This window comes from Streptomyces racemochromogenes, assembly GCF_039535215.1.
GTDB lineage: Bacteria > Actinomycetota > Actinomycetes > Streptomycetales > Streptomycetaceae > Streptomyces > Streptomyces racemochromogenes.
In genome coordinates this window covers 746,187-762,957 of the sequence record NZ_BAAAWT010000001.1, presented here as the reverse complement: position 1 = coordinate 762,957, position 16,771 = coordinate 746,187, and the positions used below count along the sequence as shown (strand labels likewise).

Below are 16,771 nucleotides of genomic sequence, written 5' to 3'. Positions count from 1 at the left end.
CACCCCGGCAAGAACGAGGAAACGATGTGCGAACTTCTGAACCGCATCTGGTCCCGCCCCCGCGGAGAGTGGACCCGCGTCCTGCGCAGGGAACTCCCCGCGCTCGCCGCGGAGATAGTGGAGGAGCTTCTGCATGGAATTCCGGAATTTTCCGCCCTTGTCGATGACAACGATGCCATCGATGACGATCTGCTCCGGCTGAGGGTGGAAGAGGCCCTCCTCTCCGCCCTCGGATACCACGACGAACGCGACGAAGACCGCGACGAACACCGCGACGGAGACCGCGGCGACGGCCGCCGCGACCCGAAGTGCGCGGACCCCGGCCCGGACCCCGCCCCGGACCCCGCCCCGGATCCCGACGACCGCCACGACGGCCGGGTGGAGGAGCCGCGCGGAGTCGTACGGGAACACGTCCGCGAACCCGCGCGCGAGCACGGGCACGAGCGCCCCGACGCCGGCCACGCCCCGGGCCACCCGCTCCGGCAGCTGCCCGCCGCCCCGCCGGACCGGGCCCGCCAGGAGCTCTTCAGGGCCCTCACCGACGACCGGACCGCGTGCGAGAACTCCCTCGCCGAACTCGCCGAGGCCGCCCACTGGCCCCTCCCGCCCGCCGTACGGGCCGTCGCCCTCGCCACCCCCGGCGAGACGCAGCAGCTGGCGGCCGTCCTCGACGACGCCCTCGCCGGCATGTTCGCCGGCCGGCCCTGCCTGCTGCTCCCCGACCCCGACCCCGACGCCCGCGCCGCCCTCGAAGCCCCCCTCCGCGGCCGGCTGGCCGCCGTCGGCCACGCCGTCGCCCCCCGGGACACGGCCTCCTCGCTGCGCTGGGCGCTGCGCCTGCTGACCCTGACCCCCCACCGAGGCGGCCTGGACACCCGGGCCGTCTTCGTCGACGACCACCTCTCGACCCTCCTGCTGCTCCAGGACGAACCCCTCGCCCACGCCCTGGCGGCCCGCTGGCTCAAGCCCCTCGCCGACCTCACGCCCCGCCAGAGCGAACGGCTGGAGGTCACCCTGCTCGCCTGGCTGGAGGGCGGCGGCGCCCCGGAGGCGGCCAAAGCCCTGAGCGTGCACCCGCAGACCGTGCGCTACCGGATGCGCCAGCTGGAGAAGCTCTTCGGGCCCGGTCTGCGCGACCCCCGGACCCGCTTCGAACTGGAGATGGCCCTGCGCAGCCGCCGGCTGATGGCCCAGGTCCGGCGCCAGAACTCGCGTACCGGCCGGAGGAACGGACGGGTGGTCACCGCCGACTTCACCCCCCTGGTCGTCGGACGGATGGCCCGCGTCAACGGCCTGTGAGCCGCACGCCCGCCGTCCCGGCGGGCACACGAAGGCGGTGGCCCGGAGCCCTCAGGCTCCGGGCCACCGCCCCGTCCGTCCCGTCAGCGGCAGGTGCGCCCGCCGTTGATGCAGCCCACGGCCCTGGCCATCAGCCCGTCCGACATGACGTTGATGAAGTCGCCGTGGTCGGTCACCGGCTTGTGCAGCTGCTCGGGGAAGCTGTCCACCGCGATCCGCGACCCCGGCGCGACCCCGTACGTGATCCGCTGCACCAGTTGCGGAACGGCCGTGAAGCCCTTCTTGCAGCGGCCGTTCTTGTCCGCGAAGTCCACGTGGGTGCGGTGGTTGGCGCTGTCGGTGTTGCGGCCGTCCCAGCAGCTCTGGAAGGTGAAGGTGCGCACCACGTCACTGCCCTTCGGGCACACCGGGTACTTGTCCTTCAGCTGGCGGTCCTCGAAGCCGGTGCAGCTCCAGGAGGCGTTGGCGTTGGCCGTGCCGTTGCTGAAGGCCTTGGCGTCACCCGTGATGATGCGCAGGAACCGGGGCATCGCCTTGACCTGGCTCACGGGACTGCCCTTGAAGCTGATCGTCACCTGCTTGGGCTTCAGGATCGTGCCCACGTTGGCGTCCTGGCCGCCGCCCGGCGCCTTGGCGTCCTTCTCCGCCCGGCCGTCGCGCAGCCGCAGCACCGGCCAGTAGTACGTGGACTGGTCGCCGTTGCCGCAGGTGGTACCGGAGTTGGCGAGGCTGTTGTTGGTGGAGAAGGCGTCGGTGGTCTTGTTGCCCACGTAGTCGTGCATGTGGTGCGCGCCGTTGGAGACGCCCGGCGCGACGATGACGTTGTCGGGGTTGAAGTGGCCGTTCTCGTTGCGGCCGCACTCGGAGCTGAAGGACCCCTTGGACGCGCCCCCCGAGGGCGCGGGGGTGCGTACGTTCGGCTTGACCTTGGTGATGTCGACGAAGTCGCTCCTGGCCGGCCCGCTCTTCTGCCCGATGCTCCGGGCGGCGGCGTCCGGACCCGAGGCCGCGGCCGCCGCGGCGTCGGGCGCCGCCTCGTCCTGCGCCGCCGGGGCCTCCTTCATCTCGCAGCCGCTGAGCTTGTCCAGACCCTCCGGGCGCCCGGAGGAGCGGCCTATCGCGTCGGACACCTTGCTGATCGTCGTCGCGCGCTGGTCCCGCAGCCGGCCGAGGAGGGCGTCCTTCTGCGACGTGCCCCGCACCTGCCCGGAGGCGAGCTGCCGGTAGGCGTCGGCCACCTGGACGTCCAGCTGGGCGAGGTTCTCGTCGACCTCGCCCCTGGCCTGGTCGGGGACCGAGGTCAGCCGGTCGCCCACGTCCGGGCAGTCGATGGTGGCCGTCACCTGTCCCGTACGGCCGTCCTGCCCGGCACTCGCGTTGCCGGCGACGACGGCGACCCCGCCGCCGCCCAGCACCAGGGCGGAGACCACCGCGAGGAGCTTGAACCGGGGGCGCCTGTGGCCCTTGTGACTCATGCGATCACTTCACTTCGTATCGTCGGTCGGACATCTGAGGGGGCGCGGCCCCCTGGTGGTGGACCGGGGTGGGGGAGGCGGGCGCCGGGCCCGCGTCGGAGACGGAGTCGAAGTCGACCAGCCCGCTCTCCTCCAGGACCGTGATGTGGTCCAGCACGGTGGCGTTGGCCGAGGTCGCCAGGGACCGCACCATCGAGTTGCGGGTCTGCGCACGGATCTGCGCCAGCAGCGCGAACACCTTGCCGTGCGCGCGCCGCAGCAGCTGGATGAACAGCCGCTCGTACTCGGCGTTGGAGGCGTTCGTCAGCTGGTTCAGCCAGTCCTGCTGCTGGGCGCTCGGCTTGTCGGGCAGGTCCATGCCGAGGGCCTGGCCGACCTGGAGCACCTGCCGGTCCAGCTCGGTGTGCCCCTCCACCAGGTGCATCCCGGCGGTGCGCACCGAGGGACGGGTCCCGCGCTGCTGCGCCTGCCGTCCCGCCGGCAGCTCCCACAGCCCGGCCAGCCGTACCTTGCGGACGAAGTCCCGGTCGGCGGCGGACAGCGGCCCGTACGCCGTGCTCATGGTCCCGGCGCCGTCGTCCTCGATCCCCGGCTTGGCGGCCGTTCCCGACGCGGCGGCGGCCGACGCCCGGTCGCCGAACTTCGACACGGGGATCAGCAGCGCGATGAGCGTGACGGCCAGGGCGGTGATGACCAGACCGCTCCCGATCGTGTATCTCGTGGCCACCGACAAGCCGCTGACGGATCGCCGTCGCAATGACAGCACAGTGCCTCCTCGCTCCGTGGGCCGTCAGGAGGAGCGGGGCGGCAGCGACGGCAGGCGCCCTGCGGTGCGCACCCGCACTCCTGGGGTGCCACGGGACGCTAGTGCCCCGTCCGGGGCCGTCGCGGAAGGACCATCACCATCGGACAAACATCCGGGGCAGGGCTCGGAGGGCTGCTATCTTGCCGCGGTCTGCCGGTCGGCGTGATGTACGCGGTCCGGCGCGACCCGCCGCGGGTACGCGTCGACCGGACGGCCCGCGAGGGCCGTCCGGTCGGCGGCATCGGTCAACCGTTGCGGCCTTCGCGGCCGGGGCACAGGTCGAGCGGGTCGCACAGCATGACGACCTGGTAGGGGCCCTGCGCGCCGGCCGTGCCGTGGGGCGCGAACCGCCACTGGGAGGGCTTGACGTGCCGGGTCCGGTCCGTCTTCTCCACATGGGCGTGCAGGGTGCGCGCCGCGGAGTCGTTCGTTTCCACGATGACCTCGTCCGCGGCGAGCGGGAAGTGGTCGTGCAGCAGGCACAGGCCGAAGCGGTCCAGGTTGCCGTGCTTCTCGAGCACGTCGACGAGGTCCTGTACGAAAGCCGCGTCGGAGGGCCCCAGCCCTTCGGCTTCCTCGAAGCGGGGGAGCGGCTTCCGGGCGATGGTGGATTCCTTGGAATGGGTCATGACATGTCCCGTGGGGTGTCGGCGGTCCCCGTTGCCATCATCGAACGCCGGCCGGTCCCGTGCAATCCCGTTGGCGGCGGCCGACGGGGTGAGTGCCGGGACCTGCGGCCGCGCGTCCCGTGCGGGCGGTCGTGCCCGCGTGTTAAGGCTCCGAGGACGGGGTGCTGGACGAGGCGGTGCGGACGGGGCGCGATCGTGAAAACCCGGTGGTGGTTGCTTCTTCTATTGTTGACGGCTGTGCTAATGGGCGGGGGAGGAGCGGCGCGGGCGCACGGTGCGGTCGCCGACCCCTGCGACAGGGAGCGGCTGAAGGCCCGCAACGTCTCCGCCAGTATCGACTTCGACTACCACGACCGCATCTACGCCCAGGTGACCTCGAACCTGACCGTCAGTGTCTCGGCGGACCAATGGCCCCCCGCGCTGTTCCTGGCGAGCAGTGAGAGATCGGACGAATACCAGACGGTCATGCGCTGCCTGCTGCGTGACGACCACGACCAAGCGCGCAACCGCGAGTGGCGCTACCGGGAGCCGCGGGTGACGGTGCGGGGCGACGTGGTCACCGTGGACTACGAAGCGACCGCCTGGATCGAGCAGAACCGGGGGTTCCACCTCGGCCCCTGGATCATCGGCGTCGATGCGGCCGGTACGGAATGGACCGTTCGCCTCGTGCCGCCCAGGGCACTGGACCACAGCAAGTGGGGTCAGGTCGAGGTGAAGTTGAACGGTCTCGACGCCCACGACATCGCTCCCAAGGTGGCCTCCGCCGATTCGGACCGGCTGGTGTGGATCGATCCCCCCAAACCCATCAGGGTGCAGGTCTTCCTGGATCCGCCCTGGCAGCGCTCCTTCAACGTGGGGGAGAGGTGGGGGTCGCTGGGATGGGCGGGCGTCGCCTCCTGGTGGGTGTTCACCTGGGCGCTGATCGTGCTGGCCGTCCACCACGCCGCGCGGGAGGAACCCTCCCCCTTGTCCGGACCGCGGGGACGGAGCGTCCTCGCGCGGGTGGTCGTGCTCTGGGTCGCGCTGAGCGCCGCGGTGGCCGTGGCGCTGCACCTGGCGATGACGTACCCGGCCATGCTCCGTACGTCCTGGTCCTCCGTCGTCACCATCGCACTGGGCCTGGTCCTGGTGCTCGTGGCCCAGCCGTGGTGTCACATCGGGCCGTTCCCCGCGGCGCGGCAGCCCGGAGCCGACCGGAGCCCCGGGGGCGAGGGCGGCGAACGCCGTCAGGTCTGTGCCGTGACCGTCACCGCGTCGATCACGGCGCTGTTCTGCCTGCTGCTGGTCGTGGGCCTGCGATCGTCCAGGGCCGGCACTCCCCAGCTCGTCGGGTACGCGCTGCTGTCGCTGGCGACGCTGTGGCTGTGGCTGGCCGCGATGGCGGCGTGGGCGTGGCGTTTCGCGCGGGAGGGGGAGTTGGTCCCGCGGTCCTGGAACGCCGCGTGGGGCAGGGCTCCGGCTCGCTGCACGGCCGTGGCGGGGAGCCTGCTGGCGGTGGCCGTGATGGCCCTCTTCGCCTCCAACTGGTGGACTCGCGAGCGCCAGTGGCGGCGGGCCTACTGGCTCGTCGATCCGTCCGGGACCGAACGCGCCGACGCGAGGCTCCGGTTCATGCGGGAGTTCGCCTACATCGGGCTCGCCTGGGTCTACGCCTACGCCTGGCTGCTGGCGGGCATCGCGCTCGTCGCGCTGCTGCACCTGCGCGTCAAGGCAAGGCGGGCCCGGTCCGATGACGCGCACGGGGGGATCTCGCTCGGACCGGCCGGTGTCGACCTCTTCCTGACGGTCGTGATCTTCGCCCTGACGGTGGGGCTGCGCCAGGTCGAGTTCGCCGGCTCCAACGCGCTGTTCGGCCTCTGGATCCTGATGATGATCGCCTCCCTGCACGCCCTGGTGGCGGTGGGCCGGCGGGCTTCCGTGCTGGGACGGACGGGGGAACAGTTCTGCACGCGCAGACTGGGTTCGAGGCGGCGCCGGAACCAGTTGCTCGCGAAGGCCCACGAATTCCGCAACCTGCACCACCAGATCTACTCCCTGGACCGTGGCCGGGGGGAAGGTGGGATGAAACGCGAGGAGTTGGAGGCGAGACTGGACGGTCTGCACCAGTGGCTGTTCGACGGCTGGGGCAAGGGCCATCCGCCGGCCCAGATCTCGGTACTGGACGCCGCCCTCAGCTGGGGGCCCGGCCAGGACTGGTGGGACAACGCCCGGCACGCCGCGCGGCTGGCCTTCTGCTTCGGACTCCCGGCCAGTGCCGCCCTGGTCTGGATGGCCTATCTGAGGGACGCCCACATCCGGATGTCCACGTTCCAGAGTCCCAACGGGCTGATGGAGATCGCGGCGAAGTTCGGCGCGTGGCAGGTCGCATGGGCCGGCGCGGGCCTCGTCCTGGGGGCCCTGTGGCGTCTGCTGCCGGGGCGCCGGAGTCCGGTGCGCGCCCTGAGCCTGACCGCCGCGTACGCCATCCCCATCTGCGTCGGAGCGCTGATCGCCCAGATCACCGACACCGAACTCGGGTACGTCTTCCTGCACGTCGCGCTCATGCTCCTGGTCCTGACGCTCACCAGCATCTGGATGGACATGGCGACGTTCAGCGAGGAGAGGAAGTTCTGGCCCAGCAGCGTCGGGCTGCTCCTGTCGGTCTACCAGATGCGCGGACTGTCCACCCAGGTCGCCTACCTCGCCGCCCAGCTGGCCGTCGTCGTCGGCGTGTGGCGCAGCCTGGCCGGCGGCGACTCCCGGCCGAAGTAGGCCCGGCCGCTCAGTCCACCAGCCCCCGCAGCCGCTCCTCCACCGTCTCCACCAGCCCCGCGATCACCCCGTCCGGCGAAGGGCTGTAGTGCGGCACCGCCCACCGGGTGATCCGGGCGTCGATCAGCGCGGGCCGGCCCGAGGCCAGGGCCGAGCGGAAGGCCTCCTCGAACTCGGACAGGGTCTCCACCCGGTGACCCTCCGCCCCGCAGGCGCGCGCGTACGCCGCGAAGTCCGGGTTGCGGAACTCGACCAGGGCCGACTCCCCGTAGGTGGCCAGCTGGAAGAGCTTGATCAGCTTGAACTGCGAGTCGTTGAAGACGACCCAGATGACCGGGATCTCGTTCTCCACGGCCGTCATCAGCTCGAAGCCGGACAGCGAGTAGCAGCCGTCGCCGCAGCCCACCACCACCGTCCGGTCCGGGTGGGCGACCTTCAGCCCGATGGCCCCGTTGACGTGCCCGGCCATCGGCCCGAAGGAGCCGGCCTTGCGGAAGTTCTGTCCCTCCTCCAGCTCCACGTAGTACCCCAGCCACGCCAGATGGGCCCCCGCGTCGGCGAGCAGCACCCCGCGCGGCGGCAGCATCCGGCCGATCGACTGCGCGAGCTGCCCCGGGTGGATCCCGCTCGTCAGGTGCGTGATGTGCCGGGCCTCGTAGTCCCGGCCCTCGACCTCCACCGGCGGAACCTCGCCCACCCGCCGCTCCAGTGCCTCGGTCAGCGCGGCGACCGCCGGGCGCGCGTCGGACAGCAGCGCGTGGTCGGGCGGGTAGGCCTTGTGGAACTCTCCCTCGGAGATGTTCACGTGGATGAGCACCTTGCCCTCGAAGAGGTCCGGGCGGTAGTTGAACGTCGCGTGCTGGTTGAGGGAGTTCCCGACGCACAGCACCACGTCCGCCTCCCGGAAGGCCTTCCACGCGCTGGAGTGGCCGCTGTCCGCGAAGACGCCGAGCGACAGCGGGTGCCCCTCGGAGACGATGCCCTTGCCGTCCAGGGTGGTGAGCAGCGGGATCCGGAAGCGCTCGATCAGCCGCTTGACCTCGGGCCCCGCCCCGCTGCGCACCGCGCCGAAGCCGACGAGCGCGACGACCCGCCGGCCCCGCGCGAGGGCGTCCGCCAGTACGTCCGCGATCTCCTCGACCCGCGCCGGATCGGGCAGCACCGGCGCCACGTCCAGCCGGACCGGCCGGAAGCCTCGTACCTCGACGCCCCGGTGGGTGAGGTTCTCGGGCACGTGGATGTGCACCGGCCCGGGCCTGCCCTCGAAGGCCGTGTTCACCGCCTCCTCCAGCACGTCGCAGGTGTCGGCGGCGTCGGTGAGCAGGAAGGACTTCTTGGTCGTCGCGGCGAACATGGCCTGCGAGTCGGGTGTGCGGTTCAGGCCCGAGGTCTCGTTGAGCGAGCCCCATCCGCGCCACTCCATCGACGCGTACCCCGAGACGGCGAGCACGGGATAGGAGTCCGACATGGCCACGGCCAGCCCCGAGAACAGGTTGAACGCGCCGGGGCCGGCCGTCGCGAAGCAGAAGCCGAGCCGGTTCGTGTACATGGCGTAGCCGCAGGCCATGAACGACGCGGCCTGCTCGTGGCGCGTGATGACGGGCCGGATCAGCTTCGAGTGCTTCAGCGCCAGCATCAGGCCGGCCGCGTTCTCCCCGGCACCGCCGAACGCCGCCCGCACCCCGATGCCCTCCAGCCCTCTGACGATGGCCTCGTAGACCCTCATCGCCTCGCCCCGCTCTCTGCGTTTCCTACGCGTCCCAGTGCGCGGCGTGCCGGCGGTGCGCGTCGGTCAGGCCGCTGCGGAAGAACCGGTCGTAGTACTCGGACTCCACGTGGTGCGCCTGGAGCCAGACGCCGGGCACGTGGATGGCGTCGGTGTGCGCGGGGAACCGGCCGTGGGTCTCGTGGATGTAGACGCAGATGTCCCGGGCGCAGTCGATGACCTGCCGGTCGTACTCGCTCGCCTCGGCGAGGTAGCGCCGCGCGTAGTCGTCCTTGTAGACGCGGTCGAAGAGTTCCTTGTCCGCGTAGACGCCCTTCTCGCCGAACTTGGACCGCACGACGGAGTCGACGGCCTCGCGCATCGACGGGTAGTGGGGCGGGCAGGCGGCCTTGATGAGGTGGCCGCCGCCGGACCGCAGCCCCACCGGGTGGGCGCGCAGCGCCGCGTACTTCGGCAGCGGCACCTGCCAGCGCACCACGTCGAGGGGACGGAACCTCGGGGTGACGAAGTCGAAGCCCAGCATCCGTCCGTAGGCGCGGGAGAACTTCGGGTCGCCGAGCATGATCTGCGGGCTGATCGAGGCGTGGATCCAGGCGCCCAGCCCCATCGCGTCCGCGACCAGCATCATGTTCTGCAGCAGCAGGTCGGCCTCGATCTGGGTGCGCATCGGCCCCAGGGCGCCGAGGGGCATCTTGATCTCGGGGTTGAGGAAGCCGTTGTCGATCCACTTGCGGACCCCGGCCGGACGGTAGAAGTTGCGGTCGTCGACGAGGGTGGGCCGGGCCCCGTCGGGCTGGGTGAGCAGGTACATCAGGGCGTTGACGTACTGGTGGGACAGGTCGACCACCGGCAGGAACAGGGTGGTGCCCGGCAGGTTGGACAGGAACCGGTTGGAGTCGAGGTAGGCGGGGAAGTCGCGCATCCCCTCCACGACGTCCAGCCGGTGGTCGAGCACCCGTACCTTGGCCGTGCGGGCCCGCTCGACCAGGGTGTCCGGGTCGAAGGCGGCCCCCGGGGCGGGCGGCAGCTTGCGCAGGTAGTAGGTCCCGCTGTCGTTGATCATGAAGAAGTGGGTGGCCTGCGCGTTGTCCGGGCTGCCGGCGGTGCGCCCCGTCATGTTCAGGTTCGGCTTCGCCATGATCGGCTTGTGGTCGCGCGGGTCCTCGAAGGGGCGGTCGGGCATGGTGAGCCCCGAGGAGCCGGTGAGGGCGATCAGCACCGCCTCCTCCAGCTCGTCCAGCGGCCGCGGCCGGTGCGGGGAGCTGTAGCTCATCGACCCGGCCGGCACGCACGCGCCCCGGCTGACCCGGTGGGTGCGCCGGCCGAACACGGTCTGCAGCAGCGGCCGGGTGAGCAGCTCCTCCAGGCCCGGGTGGCGGCGGCCGGTGGCTTCAGGTGCGGACACGTCCCCTCCCCGGTCAGCCGCGGCCGTCGTGGTTGCGGACCGGCTGGACCGGCCGCCAGGGCGCGAACGCGCTCGCCCCGCGCGGCAGTACCCCCGCCAGCTCGGGGCAGTGCCGCAGGATGACGCTCGTCATGCCGTTGCGGGCGATCCAGTCCATGCCGAGCGGGGTGTAGATCTCGGGCCGGAAGTCGACGGTGAGGAAGCGGTCGCTCTGCAGCCGCCTGCTCGCCATCAGGATGAAGACGCGGAAGGCGGTGTCGCTGAAGCCGAACCCCGCCGGCGGGTTCTCGGCGAACAGCCCCACCACCGTGTCGACGTCGTCCACCGACCGGTAGACGTCCCGCAGCCGCGCGACCGTCCCCGGGTCCTGGGAGAGGTCCTCGAACCGGCGGATCCGCGGCTTGTGCAGCCCGGCCCGGAAGTCGTTGTAGCGGGGGACGCCCCGGCGCCGGGTGCGCACCAGGTCGACCACGGACAGGTCGATCACCTCCCCGTCGCGCTGGAACGCCATGAGCGAGCGCGGGAAGTTGTGCAGGGTGATGGCTCCCGGGTTGGCGATGCCCAGTGAGTAGAGGGAGTCCACCAGCCCGGTCTTGCGGATGAGCGGCTCCGCCGCGGCGCCCTGCAGGTCGGCGAAGCCGAGGGTGTCGAGCCGGCGGCCGAAGCGGTGGTCGACGAACTCGTAGTCGTCCGGGATCAGCGGGTGCATCCGGTAGACCGTGACGAACTCCTCCGTCAGGGCGTACGGGGCCCCGTGGTGCTCGGGCAGGGTCCTGGGGATGCCGTCCCCGGCGTTCGCCTCCAGCAGCCAGACGCCCAGCTGGTCGAGCCAGTTCTTCGGCGGCCCCTCCCAGTTCGTCCGCATCCCGATGTCGAGCGTCCTGGTGGCCAGGATCGCGGGCGTCCACTCCACCGTGTGGATTTTGGCGATGAGGGCGGAGACGACCAGCCGCGCCGTGTGGTAGATCCGCTCCTCGTCCAGGTGCGGGTACTCGCCGCGCAGGGCCGCGCACACCGCGTTGTGCTCGCGGGCGAAGAGGGTGTGCACGGCGCTCAGGCCGAGCCACCAGTTGTCGCTGAACCCCGTCACCGGCAGGCCGTCCGCACCCGTCGGCAGGTGCCCCTGCTCCAGCCGCAGCCCGGCGCCGCCGTCCGGCTCCCGCAGGGACGTGGCGACGGCCTGGTCGCCGCCGTACACCTCCGAGCCGTCCCACCAGTGCGACACCCCGCCGGCGAACCGGATCGGGGGCCGCCCGCTGCCGGCCGCGTCCAGCGGATCGTCGTCGCCGAAGCGCATCACCTTCTCGCGCGGCCCGCCCGGGGTGTTCCGCCAGTCCGTGCCGGGCGGCATCGGCACCTCGACGCTCCGGGTGCCCACCGGGAACCGCTTGTGGTTGACCCAGTCGTGCACCTGGAACTGGATCCACGCCGCCGCGATCACGTTCAGCGACGTCGCCGGGATGAAGGCCTCGCGCCGCAGCAGCTCCCGGCTGACGACCACCGGGTTCGGGGTGTCGAACCGCTCCGGCCGGTAGTCCGGCGGCATGGAACGCCCGAAGGCCGCGCCGACGGCGCCCATCCGCGGCTCGGACAGGTCGTTGTGGCTGCCGTCGTAGCTGCGCCTGACCAGCAGCTCCTCGTCCACGGGCGGCTCCACCGGACCCGCCTGGGGCGGCGCCTCGTGCAGCTCGGTGTCGATCAGGTTGTGCCGGCGCAGCGTCTGCCGGAACGCCATCAGGTTCAGCAGCGCGACCGGCGTGGGCAGCCGGTGCCACGGGACGACCCGGTTCACGGAGCGGAACGCGGCCCGCAGCGGGGTGCCGAGCAGGGCGTTGCGGCGCGGCTCCACGGTCACGAAACGGCGGCCCAGGCGGTGCGCGCTGCTCGCCTCGTACGCGAGTTTGCGGGCCCGGTTGAGGTTGCCCAGCGGACGGAAGCCCTCCGAGGTGTGCCAGGGGTTGAAGGCCAGCAGCTCGACCCGCGCCGCGGCGGCCCGCGCACCGGCCGTGTGCAGGTCCTGGCGCGGGATCGTCAGCGTGGCCACGGGCACCACCGGCGCGTCCCGCTCGCTCCACTCGGCCGCGCCGTCCTCGATCGGGGTGCGCCCGGGGTCCGCGTATCGCTGCACGCACAGCTCGAAGACGACGTCCCCCGCCCCCAGCCGCCGCGCCAGTTCGTCCCGCAGGCCGTCGGGACCGGCCGGCGGCCCCGCCGGGGCCGGGGCGGTTCCCGGAGCGGGCCGCAGCTGGTAGCGCACCGGCCCCGCGCCGCCCCACAGGATCGCGCCCCGGCTCCAGTACGTCTCCAGCGCCAGGCTGGACACGGTCCGCCTGGTCCCCGCCATCACGTTGCGCCGCATCCGGGCCGCCGTGGACCAGCCGACCGCCAGGGGCAGCCTGACGAACAGGGCGAACCCCTGGGCGGGCCGCGACCGGGCGCCCGCCATCGCCTTGGCGAAGGCGACGAACTCGCGCGCGTCCCGGGCGTGGGAGACCGGGAAGCTGGTCATCAGCAGGTCGTGGGTCTCCTCCGGCCCCACCTCGACGCGCAGCGCCGCCCCGCGCAGGTCGGGCGCGGAGTCGGGCCGCCGGACCCCGCTGGCGTTGGACAGCCGGACCGTCACCGGGTACTCGGCGCCGGGCCGGGCGAACCCGCTCCGCAGCGGCTCGGGCAGGTCGTCGCGGAACCGCAGGCGCCCGTTCTCCACGCCGAGCACCGCCTTGGCGTGGAAGGTCCGCTCCGGGGCGGCCGCGCCGCTGCTCCGCTGCGCCTTGAGCTGTACGCGCAGCAGCTCCTTCGCCAGCCGCTCGAAGACCAGCCGCTCGGCCTCCGGGCTGCCGCCGGCGTATCGCTCGTACCGCTCGGCCTCGTCCATGCGTGCCTCTTCACGAAGGGGGTGGGGGCTTTGGGGGCTTTCGGGGGCTTCCCCGCACTCCCCCGACGTTTCCCCACGCACGCGGCCGTGTCGTGCCGAGCGGGGCAGACGGGTTCCCGGCGTGGCCCCTTCGGGTGGCCGCGCCCGCGCCGGCCGGCCTCGGGGCACGGTGCAGGGGCGCGCGCATGGAGTGGCGTCCGTGCATGCGGCAGGGGCAGGCTGTACTCATGAGAGCGCCCTCGCGCTCGTCCCCGGGACCGGGAGCCGGCGGTCACCACCAGGTCCTCTTCCTCCTCGCGGAGTGCGTGCCCTTCCTGATCGCCCTGCTGGTCCTCCTGGTCGAGCTCACGCCCGCGCACGTCGTCTACACCGGGCCGCTGCTGGTCGCGACGCCCGCCCTGGCGGCGGTGACCACCGGCCCCAGGGGCACGCTCGCGGCGGCGGGAGTGGCCGTCGTGGTCAGCGTTGTCACGGCCACCCACAACCACGCCTGGGGCGGCCAACAGGTCTACACCAACCTCCTCGCCCTGTCCCTGGTCACGGCGGCGAGCTTCACGACGAGCCGCGCCGCCCGCACGCGCCGGGAGGGCCAGCTCAACCAGGTCCGGCGGATCGCCGCGGCCGCCCAGGAGGTGCTGCTGCGGCCGGTGCCCGACCGGCTGGGCCCCGTCCGCGCGGCCAGCATGTACCTGGCCGCCGAGGCGGGCGCCCAGATCGGCGGCGACCTGTACGACGCCGTCCAGACCCGGTACGGAGTCCGGATGATCGTCGGGGACGTCCGGGGCAAGGGGCTGCCCGCCGTACGGGCCGCGGCGGTGGTCCTGGGCGCCTTCCGGGAGTCCGTGCACTACGAGGCCGACCTGGTCGAGGTCGTCAACCACTGCGCGGCGGCCCTCCGCAGGGACGCCGCCCTCGCGAGCACCAGCGTCCACGCCGAGACGGACCCGGCCGACGGCACCGACCCCCTCCTGGAGGGGTTCGTCACCGCCCTCGTCGCCCAGGTCCCGGACGGCCCGCACGTCGAGGTGGTCAACCGCGGCCACCCCGCGCCGCTGCTCCTCCACGCGGGCGAGGTCCGGCCCCTGACGCCCGGCACGCCCCAGCCGCCGCTGGGCCTGGAGGAGTTCATCACCGGGCCCCCGCCGGGCACGGAGACCTACCCGTTCACCCCGGGCGACCGCCTCCTGCTGCACACCGACGGCGTCATCGAGGCCCGCGACCGCGACAGGGCCTTCTTCGACCTGGCCGGGGCCGTGTCCACCCTGCGCGACCACTCCCGTCAGGGCTTCCTGGAGGGCCTGCGCCGAGCCCTCCTGCGGCACACGCACGGCAGCCTGGGCGACGACGTGGCCCTCCTCGTCGTGGACCGGCAGGACGCCGCGGGGCGGTGAGCGCCGTCAGCGGCCGATCAGCTTGTGCAGGCCCACAGTGGCCGCCCCGAAGCCGGACAGGGCGGCGATCAGGCCCCCGGCGGCATTGCCCGTCGACAGGACGGTGAGGGCGCCGAGGACCGTACCGATGAAGGCCGCCGTCAGCAGCACCAGCGCGGTCCGCGCGCTCACCAGGGGCTCCGCGTCGGGGGGTGGCGGGGGTGCCGGGGCCGGTGCCGGCACCGCTGCGGGTGCGGGGACGGGGACGGGCTGCGCTGCCGGCTCCGGGCGGGGAGGCGAGGGCGGGGGCGGGGTGGTCATGCGGACTCCTTGTCGCGGCCGCTGCGGACGGTGTAGGCGAATCTGGGCATGGCGAACAACTGTTTGAGGATCCATCTCCACTGCTCGCGGCGCCCCGGAAGGCAGTAGAGGATGGCCCTCTGCTCCTCCAGCCACCCGCTGCGCTCCTCCGTGGGCAGCAGCAGCGCTCCGAAGTGGAGCACCCGCCCGCCGGGCTCCTTCGCGCGGCTCCCCGGCCCCCGTGCCCCCGCCGGGGCACGGTTCTCCCGGGGCGCGTCGCCGTCTGGCGGTTCGCCGGTGTCACCCTCGTCCGCGTGGGGTTCGGAGGGCGCGAATCCGGGCGCGGGCGGCGGGAGATCCGGATCGGCAGGCCGGCCGATCCGGGCCGGGAGCCGGACGCGGGGGGTGACGTCCCGGCTGTTGAAGATCAGTCCGCCCTGGTAGCGGCTGATGGTCGATTCCACGTCGAGCCAGCTGCCGTCGCCGGTCCGGAAACGGCACTCCAGGCGCGTGGTGGGCTCCTCCAGGGCGTCGGCGCCGAGGAACCGGCGGATCTCGTGGACCAGGAGCCCGACGTCCTCCGGGTGGACCAGCGCCACCAGTTCCTGCCCCACGAGCTCCTCGGCTGCCCGGCCGTAGACCCCGCTGGAGGCGGGGCTGACGTACTGGAGCACGCCGTTCGGTGTGGCGATCATGATGACGTCGCTGGAGGACTGGATCAGGGCGCGGAAGTGGTTCTCCTTCTGGGCCAGCTCCTGGACGAGGTTCATGTTGTCCAGGAGCACGATCCCCAGCCGGAACACGACGCCGATGACGGTGCTGCCGCAGGCGATGAGGGTCGCCCTGTCGACACGGCCGTCGTCGAGGGCGTCGTGGAGGATCCCGAGGATGCCGACGGCCGTGGCGAGGTACGGCGCGAGCGTGAGCAGTGCGGCACCGGTCGAGCGGCTGCCGATCCGGATTCCGGGCCGCGGGGGAGGGGCCGCGGCCGTGTCCGTCCGCCGGGAGCGCCTGAGCGCGTAGGCGACGAGGAGCGGGCCGCCGAACCAGGCGGTGTCGTGGAAGGGCGTCGCGACGAGCAGGTCACCCACCCCGATCGACACCAGGGCGGCAGCGGCCGTGCCGACGGCCGGGCGGCCGGGACCGGAACGGTGGAAGTGCAGGACGAGCGCGAACGCCACGAGGGCGATGTCCAGCAGCGCACGCGCGGAGGCGGACGGGGCGTGCTGAACGGCGCCGGCCGTCGCCAGGCTCCGGTACAGGACGAACAGGGAGCCGGCGACCAGCCACACGTCGATTCCCATACAGACCCGGCCGGCCCAGCTCGCGGGCCGTCTGGCCAGGAGCGCGAGCCCCACGACGGCGGGCGGTACGAAGCCCGGCAGGAGCGGGGCGGCCAGGTGCCCGAGGGCCGCCATCGTGAAGGCCGGCCCGAACAGCAGCCAGGCCGGCCGGTTTCGGCCGTCGGAGGCCAGTCCCTGGCGGAAGCAGGCCGCGGCGGCGAGCACGGCGGTGGCGGTCAGCGTGAAATCGCCCATGACGAGGGCGAGTTGGCGGGAGCCGCACCAGCCCAGGGCGGATCCCGCGGCGTAGCCGGCGCAGACGGCCGCGAGAAGGACCGCCGTCACCCGCGAGCCGGGCCGCGCGGCGCGCGTGGCGCTACCGCGGTCACTCACCGGTACCCCCGGCCAGTCCGGGGCGTCCGATGCCCGGCCGTGCCACCGCCGGTGCCGCGGCGCTCGCCTCGGCGAGGGCCTGCGGGGCGAGGACGGCACCCTTGGGGCTGATGCGGTAGAAGCGGCGGCGGGGGCGGCCTTGGGCCTCGGCTATGGCGTCCTGCTCCCAGTACCGCTCCACCCAGCCCGCCTGGCGCAGCCGTTCGAGGATGGGGAACAGCGTGCCGTTGGGCAGCCCGGTCCGCCGGACCAGGTCCAGCCCGTACAGCCCCTCGGTGAGCACCACCGAGCGCTGCCCGGTGTCGACGCCCTGGCCGAGGAGGGCGCGCAGCAGCGTCTGGGTGTGCGGCGTCAGGTTCACGTCCGGCATGGCGGCAATCTACTTAGGTAGAAGACGGGCCGTCTACCTAAGTAGAAGCATCCGGACACCTGAACTTGCGTACGCCGAACGGGAGTTCGC

12 protein-coding genes are annotated in these 16,771 nt (G+C 72.7%); 3 read left to right on the top strand and 9 right to left on the bottom strand.

What is annotated here, in order from left to right; all coding sequences use genetic code 11:
- Positions 1-24 precede the first annotated feature (24 nt).
- The gene (locus ABD973_RS03555) at positions 25-1,299 is read left to right on the top strand and encodes a PucR family transcriptional regulator (RefSeq protein ID WP_345498382.1); all 1,275 of its coding nucleotides are present in this window, start codon (positions 25-27) and stop codon (positions 1,297-1,299) included.
- A gap of 83 nt (positions 1,300-1,382) precedes the next feature.
- Here the strand turns inward: ABD973_RS03555 and ABD973_RS03550 are convergent, their stop codons facing one another.
- The 3 genes from ABD973_RS03550 to ABD973_RS03540 form a co-directional block, all read right to left on the bottom strand.
- Complete coding sequence (locus ABD973_RS03550) at positions 1,383-2,774, bottom strand: DUF1996 domain-containing protein (RefSeq protein ID WP_125823263.1); 1,392 nt, start codon at positions 2,772-2,774, stop codon at positions 1,383-1,385.
- A 4-nt stretch (positions 2,775-2,778) separates the two neighbouring features.
- Positions 2,779-3,507 carry a DUF4142 domain-containing protein gene (locus ABD973_RS03545; protein ID WP_260614312.1) on the bottom strand — a complete coding sequence of 243 codons (729 nt, stop codon included), beginning with the start codon at positions 3,505-3,507 and terminating at the stop codon, positions 2,779-2,781.
- Positions 3,508-3,824: 317 nt separating this feature from the next.
- Positions 3,825-4,208 (bottom strand): hypothetical protein, encoded by a 384-nt coding sequence (locus tag ABD973_RS03540; RefSeq protein ID WP_345498377.1) that lies wholly within the window; start codon positions 4,206-4,208, stop codon positions 3,825-3,827.
- 237 nt (positions 4,209-4,445) lie between these two features.
- Here ABD973_RS03540 and ABD973_RS03535 point away from each other — a divergent pair, with 237 nt between their 5' ends.
- The gene (locus tag ABD973_RS03535; protein WP_345504453.1) at positions 4,446-6,959 is read left to right on the top strand and encodes a DUF6185 family protein; all 2,514 of its coding nucleotides are present in this window, start codon (positions 4,446-4,448) and stop codon (positions 6,957-6,959) included.
- Positions 6,960-6,969: 10 nt separating this feature from the next.
- Here the strand turns inward: ABD973_RS03535 and ABD973_RS03530 are convergent, their stop codons facing one another.
- Genes ABD973_RS03530 through ABD973_RS03520 form a run of 3 tightly spaced genes read right to left on the bottom strand, consistent with a single transcriptional unit; the run spans position 6,970 to position 12,965 of the window.
- A complete protein-coding gene (locus tag ABD973_RS03530) occupies positions 6,970-8,685 on the bottom strand; it encodes a thiamine pyrophosphate-binding protein (RefSeq protein WP_345498375.1) in 1,716 nt (571 codons plus the stop codon).
- Positions 8,686-8,710: 25 nt separating this feature from the next.
- Positions 8,711-10,090 (bottom strand): hypothetical protein, encoded by a 1,380-nt coding sequence (locus ABD973_RS03525; RefSeq protein WP_345498373.1) that lies wholly within the window; start codon positions 10,088-10,090, stop codon positions 8,711-8,713.
- Positions 10,091-10,103: 13 nt separating this feature from the next.
- Positions 10,104-12,965 carry a peroxidase family protein gene (locus ABD973_RS03520; RefSeq protein WP_345498371.1) on the bottom strand — a complete coding sequence of 954 codons (2,862 nt, stop codon included), beginning with the start codon at positions 12,963-12,965 and terminating at the stop codon, positions 10,104-10,106.
- A gap of 227 nt (positions 12,966-13,192) precedes the next feature.
- On the opposite strand from ABD973_RS03520, the gene ABD973_RS03515 reads away from it, so the two are divergent.
- Positions 13,193-14,356 (top strand): PP2C family protein-serine/threonine phosphatase, encoded by a 1,164-nt coding sequence (locus ABD973_RS03515; protein ID WP_164720999.1) that lies wholly within the window; start codon positions 13,193-13,195, stop codon positions 14,354-14,356.
- A gap of 6 nt (positions 14,357-14,362) precedes the next feature.
- Here ABD973_RS03515 and ABD973_RS03510 read toward each other — a convergent pair whose 3' ends face one another.
- Genes ABD973_RS03510 through ABD973_RS03500 form a run of 3 tightly spaced genes read right to left on the bottom strand, consistent with a single transcriptional unit; the run spans position 14,363 to position 16,681 of the window.
- Entirely contained in the window at positions 14,363-14,656 is a 294-nt protein-coding gene (locus ABD973_RS03510) for a hypothetical protein (RefSeq protein WP_125823270.1), read from the bottom strand.
- Entirely contained in the window at positions 14,653-16,311 is a 1,659-nt protein-coding gene (locus ABD973_RS03505) for a PAS domain-containing protein (RefSeq protein WP_125823271.1), read from the bottom strand. Before ABD973_RS03505 ends, ABD973_RS03510 begins: the two co-directional genes overlap by 4 nt.
- Positions 16,304-16,681: a PadR family transcriptional regulator gene (locus ABD973_RS03500; RefSeq protein WP_125823272.1), complete on the bottom strand. Its 378-nt coding sequence runs from the start codon at positions 16,679-16,681 to the stop codon at positions 16,304-16,306. Before ABD973_RS03500 ends, ABD973_RS03505 begins: the two co-directional genes overlap by 8 nt.
- Between the last annotated feature and the right edge of the window lie 90 nt (positions 16,682-16,771).